This is a genomic window from Vicinamibacterales bacterium, from assembly GCA_036012125.1.
In the GTDB taxonomy this organism is placed as follows: domain Bacteria; phylum Acidobacteriota; class Vicinamibacteria; order Vicinamibacterales; family UBA823; genus UBA11600.
The window spans coordinates 1-5,603 of sequence record DASCOS010000032.1 but is presented as its reverse complement, the minus strand read 5'-3'; the positions used below and the strand labels follow the sequence as shown (position 1 = coordinate 5,603).

Here is a 5,603-nt window from a genome sequence, read left to right as displayed (position 1 = left end):
CTCAATCTTCAACTCGGTCTGCAGTGAAAAATCACTGACTGCAAAGCCGGCCAATAGATACGGCTCTAACGCTGTTGTGTTACCTCCATCACCCTGGTTTTTAGTTCCAGTGAGTATTTTCACCTCAACTCCCCCACTCAGAATTCGTGTCGACGCTGAATTCGCATGTAGTACATACTTCGCTCCGAGCGTGACGTCATTGAGACCGGTTGAGCGACCACCAACGGCATTTATTTGCCACGGCGCACTAATTTCGAACTGGCCCCGGGTGCCGAACCGACGTTCATAGACTGCCTTAATTACCCCCTGCCCACCATTTTCTTCGTCACCGTGCGACACTGATGGCAAGATGACCACTTCATTCTCAGGAAACGCCTTTTCCGTAAAGATCGGCCTCGAGAAATTCACATTTCCAAGCGGCCAACCAGGCTCCGAACAAAATGTACGAATGTAGCTAATAAGCGCATGTATTTGACCTCCGCTCAGTGAATCGCCGTATCCCGGCATTTGCGATGACAGTCCGGCCACAGGACCACCTTGTGCGATCACTAGCTCCCAATCGGCGTCTGGTTCCGGCGTTGTTACTGAACAATCAGTAAAGTCCATTGGCTCGACCGTCACAGTGGGCACGTCAACTTGGCCGGTACCGTTTTCCGCGTGACAACTTGCGCACCATGCGGTGTACATCTCGTGGGACGTGGAAGGGATTTGGGCAATGACTCCGACAGGTGTCAACATCACCACGAATGTGACCAGGCGGACCACATTTAGCACTCGGTCACTATAGGTAGTCAGCGACGCAGACGCAACGCCTAGACTTACTCCTAAACTGAGTCTCAGTCTTACTTTTAGCAGGTGTAACTTAGATCACCGTAGAACCGCGACTAGGCGCCGCAGGGTAGGTCGGCAGTTCTGGCGTGAAGTCCTCACCAGGATTAATAAACCGATCCTTCTCGAGTTTGTACTGTTTCTCATAGAGTTGCCGGTAACGACCATCGAGCGCCAACAGTTGTTCGTGACTTCCGCGCTCACTGACCTCACCACCCTCGATCACGAGAATCTGGTCTGCGCTCTGGATCGTAGAGAGGCGATGCGCTATGACGAACGTTGTGCGCCCATGTCGAAGACTGCGTAGCCCATCTTGAATCAATCCTTCACTCTCACTGTCGAGGCTAGAAGTCGCCTCATCGAGGATAAGAATGCGCGGGTCAGCCAAGACCGCACGGGCAATCGCAATTCGCTGCCGTTGCCCACCAGAGAGTTTCACACCACGCTCCCCGACAACCGTGTCATAACCGTTTTCGAACTCGCTAACGAACTCGTCGCAGTGTGCGATACGGCTCACTTCACAGATCTCATCCAGGGAGGCATCGGACCGAGCGAACCGAATATTGTCGGCTATGGTGCCATCGAATAAGAAGTTGTCCTGTAAGACAACACCAAGGTGCTTACGATAATCCTGCAGTCGCAGCAGTGCCAAATCCAAGCCGTCTACGGTAACCCTCCCTGACTTGGGTCGATTGAACGCCATTACCAAACTAATGAGCGTGCTCTTGCCGGACCCACTGGACCCCACGAGGGCCGTGGTCGTTCCAGCCTTAGCCTCAAACGACACGTCCCGAAGCACAGGCACTCCCTCCGTGTACTCAAACCATATATGCTCGCAATGGACGTCACCGTGCACCTTGGGCAGAGGTTGACGCATCACGTCCTCCTGGTCTTCGGTCGCCATTTGACGGATCTCACGAATTCTATCGAGACCGGCAAACGCCTCGGTGATCTGCGTACCAATAGAAGCAATTTGAACCAGCGGCGCCGCCATTAGACCCGTGAAAAAGATGTAAGCAACAAAGTCACCGAGCGTCAGGGTTCCGGCTAGGATGGCTCGACCGCCGACCAGAACCATAAGCACGCCTATCGCCCCAATGACCAACATCGAAACAGAAGCAATCGCTGAAACTCCAGTGACCGTTTTGGCCACGTTTCGAAGCAGTCGATGGACACCGACCGCGAAGACTCGCTGCTCCCGTCGTTCAACGGTATAGGCCTTGACGATGCGGATGCCACCCAATGTTTCGTTCAATCGGCCGGTAACGTCGGCATTAATTTTTCCTCGCTCGCGAAAAATCGGACGTAGTCGTTTAAAGGCCACGGCCATCGTGCCACTGAACGCCAGTAGAATCAGCAAGGTGACTGACGTCAACTCCCAACTCAGATAGAACAGCACACCAAGCGCGATCACAGCTGTAATCAATCCACCACTCAGTTGCACGAGACCGGTTCCCACCAGATTCCTGATGCCTTCCGCGTCAGTCATAATTCTGGAAATTAGAACGCCTGTCTTTGTCGAATCGAAGAAATTGATCGGAAGTCGGGTCACATGACGTTGCACGCGTTTTCGCATCTCCGTTATCGCACGCTGGGCTGCAACTCCAAGTACCTGAGACAATGCAAAAGTTGTGACGGCTTGGACGACCGCTGCCGCACCTATCGCCAAGGCGATCGTTAGGAGCAACTCGCCCCGCTGATTTGTAATCACCTCGTCAATGAGATACTTCGATGACGCTGGAAGAACGAGTCCGGCTAGCCGGTTCACCAACATTAATGTCAACCCGAGTGCGAGGCGATGCCGATATGTCCAAATCAGTTCGCGGGCTTCAAACCAAGCACCGCGCACTGACTCTTGCCGAGACGAACCACTACTCATCCGCACACCCATTGCTCAAAGGAACACTTCACCCGACCATGATATCGCGTCCTTCCCGAAGTTCGAGACCATCATCGGAAACCCAACCTACCTGGAATCCATGGAGTCGTGACGTAATAGCCCTCAATTCTCTTTCGCTGTCGAACTGCTTCACTTGAAAGAAACGACGAAAGTAGGACTCGCGGGCTGGAAGGCGCGTTATGATCTTAGTAATGAAGTTGAAGGGAACACGGCAAGCCATTCTCAGACGTGTACAGCCGATTAGTATCCACGGCCAAATCTCGTGGGATGTGTACTTTTCGGACTCCGATGACCCAAATGGGACGGTGCACACTGCTCGCGTTGGCCCTGAAGCGATGGAGGCCGGCCTAGAACCAGACGATCCAATAAAGCTGGAATGTCTTATGGGTGCCGTCACGTCAGTTCGACGGAGCAAAGGCTAGCCACGCACCTCCCCATCCAGAGTCTCATGCAAAGGAGCAGATAAGTGCCAATACGTTCTTCGTTCCGTGCCAAAGGAGCACTGATAGTTGCCGTGTTGCTAGTCGGTATCTGCCTAGGGAAGACGTCACTTGCTACCGGCCAAGCCGACCAACCAACGTGGCTCGATACGTATCGTGAGCCCGCAAGTCGAATCATCGGAGCAGCGATGGCTGACACGTTCGCATGGGATCGTCTGGCCGAATTGAGCGACTTGTTCGGTCATCGTCTCAGTGGCTCCCCACAGCTCGAGCAAGCAATCCAGTGGGCAGCGAATAAGATGCGGGCGGACGGACTGGAGAACGTGCACCTAGAACCCGTCATGGTCCCTCATTGGGTGCGTGGCCAAGAACACGCTAAGGTAATTCGACCAACCGAACAAGAGCTCGTGATGCTTGGGTTGGGAGGCAGCATCGGCACACCACCTGGCGGCATCGAAGCGGAGACGTTCGTCGTTGGTAGTTTTGACGAATTGGACTCCCGCGCGCACGGAAAAATTGTGGTGTACAACGTGCCCTTTACGACGTATACCCAAACAGTACGCTACCGGACGACTGGTGCATGGCGTGCAGCTCGCCATGGAGCAGTCGCCAGCCTGGTCCGGTCAGTAGGACCACGTGGAGCCCGGACGCCACACACTGGTGCAGTGAACTACACTGAGACAGACCCACGCATCCCCGCCGCGGCAATCACCGTTGAAGATGCAGAACTATTACAGCGGATGCAGGACCGGGGAACGCCCGGCTGGGTACACCTAGAAATGAACGCTCACCTTCTTCCCGACGCCGAATCAGCAAACGTGGTCGGGGAAATTCTCGGATGGGAGCGGCCTGACGAGGTAGTCGTCGTCGGTGGCCACATCGATTCGTGGGACGTGGGTACTGGCTCTACCGACGATGGTGGTGGCTGTATCGTGACTTGGGAGGCACTGCGAATCATTAATCAACTCGGACTGAGGCCACGCCGGACACTACGTGTGGTGCTCTGGACGAACGAGGAGAACGGACTTCGCGGCGCCACCGCTTATCGTGATCGCTATAACAAGCAGCTTGCCGATCACATCATGATGCTGGAGTCCGATTCAGGAGTATCCCGACCGAGAGGATTCCTGTTCACCGGCAACCCCCGTGGGCGCGAAACAGTTGGAGCGATTGCGTCGCTCCTCCGCGGCATCGACGCCCATCGGGTCGGTCCAAACGGTGGAGGCGCCGACATCGGTCCCAGTGTCCGGGCGGCTAACATCCCGAGCATGTCACTCGACGTTGACCGTTCGAACTACTTCACAATCCACCACACCCCTGCTGACACTATGGACAAGATCGACCCAACTGAAGTGGCGCAAAATGTGGCAGCCATCGCGGTGATGGCTTATGTCGTGGCGGATTTGCCTGACAGGCTCGGTCGTTAATCGTCTGTCGGAAAGAATTTTGAAACGCTTCTGGGCATTTTCAGTGCACACCATGGCCCATCTGTAGTGCTGACGGATCCGCACCGAGCCCATGTAGTGCTTGTTCCCACATCTGATGGGGATCACTGCTGAAAACAAGGTCGGGGTCGACCTCAACCGTGAGCCACGATGACGCCGCCAGCTCGGCCTCCAACTGTCCGGGGGCCCATCCAGCGTAACCCGTCAGTAACCTAGCGGGCGTATCAGCCTTTGCCTCGAGTAGCCGGCGCAATAAGTCAACCGAAGCCGATAGGTAGACACCGTTACACACCCGCACAGCCTCGGATGCGCCTAGCCCTTCACCAAGCAGAATCCAGCCTCGCTGTGGCTCAATCGGGCCGCCAATCCACAAGCGAAGCGCATTGTGCTCACTTGGTTTCGGGTTTAGTCCGATGACATCGGCGGCGGGGGTCTCGGTGGGACGATTCAGCACCAGTCCGAACGCACCCTCAGTGCCGTGCTCACAGAGAAGAATGACGGAGCGCTCAAAATTTGGGTCTAGGAGTTGCGGCATCGACAACAGAAGCGTCGGCGCCAACGAATGGTCTCGCGAACCGCTTTCTTCCATTACTTGCTCAGAAAGTTTGCTCATGGGGAACGTTACCCTGAGACAACGACTAAAATCGTATCAACCTTGGCTCGCCAGGGCCAGCTTTCGCTGCGCCCAGTCCACGTGCTCAGCGACCACTGGATCACGCACTGAGGGTATCTCATCCGTCTCGGCACCGCTCATGGCTTGGTCAAGAGCGTCCCGGGCTTTTGCGTCGCCACTGTTACCTAGCGCGACAGCAAGGTTACGGCGCAGCCGTTTTACACCTGCTCGCTTCAGCGCAGAACCCTTTATCGCCACACGTAGCTCCGCATCCGACCGTGTCCAGAGATCGGTAAGACTTGGCCTATCGAATATGGCGCGTGGAGCCCAGGCACCGTCATCCGACTTGGCCGGGGCACTGTTCCATGGACAGACAT

General features: G+C 55.5%; 6 protein-coding genes. 2 read left to right on the top strand and 4 right to left on the bottom strand.

The features are described 5' to 3' along the window. Together QGH09_09695 and QGH09_09690 are read right to left on the bottom strand one after the other, a co-directional pair. Positions 1-765: c-type cytochrome (locus QGH09_09695; GenBank protein ID HJO18457.1), on the bottom strand; the 765-nt coding region annotated here is incomplete at its 3' end. Between the two features lie 97 nt (positions 766-862). Further along, positions 863-2,707: an ABC transporter ATP-binding protein gene (locus QGH09_09690; protein HJO18456.1), complete on the bottom strand. Its 1,845-nt coding sequence runs from the start codon at positions 2,705-2,707 to the stop codon at positions 863-865. A 200-nt stretch (positions 2,708-2,907) separates the two neighbouring features. Here QGH09_09690 and QGH09_09685 point away from each other — a divergent pair, with 200 nt between their 5' ends. Next, positions 2,908-3,150: a hypothetical protein gene (locus QGH09_09685; GenBank protein ID HJO18455.1), complete on the top strand. Its 243-nt coding sequence runs from the start codon at positions 2,908-2,910 to the stop codon at positions 3,148-3,150. Between the two features lie 44 nt (positions 3,151-3,194). Next, complete coding sequence (locus QGH09_09680; GenBank protein HJO18454.1) at positions 3,195-4,595, top strand: M20/M25/M40 family metallo-hydrolase; 1,401 nt, start codon at positions 3,195-3,197, stop codon at positions 4,593-4,595. 40 nt (positions 4,596-4,635) lie between these two features. Here QGH09_09680 and QGH09_09675 read toward each other — a convergent pair whose 3' ends face one another. Together QGH09_09675 and QGH09_09670 are read right to left on the bottom strand one after the other, a co-directional pair. Then, on the bottom strand, positions 4,636-5,226 hold the full coding sequence (locus QGH09_09675; GenBank protein ID HJO18453.1) for a YqgE/AlgH family protein: 591 nt from the start codon (positions 5,224-5,226) through the stop codon (positions 4,636-4,638). Positions 5,227-5,262: 36 nt separating this feature from the next. After that, on the bottom strand, positions 5,263-5,603 hold a 341-nt coding region (locus tag QGH09_09670; protein HJO18452.1), incomplete at its 5' end, for a hypothetical protein.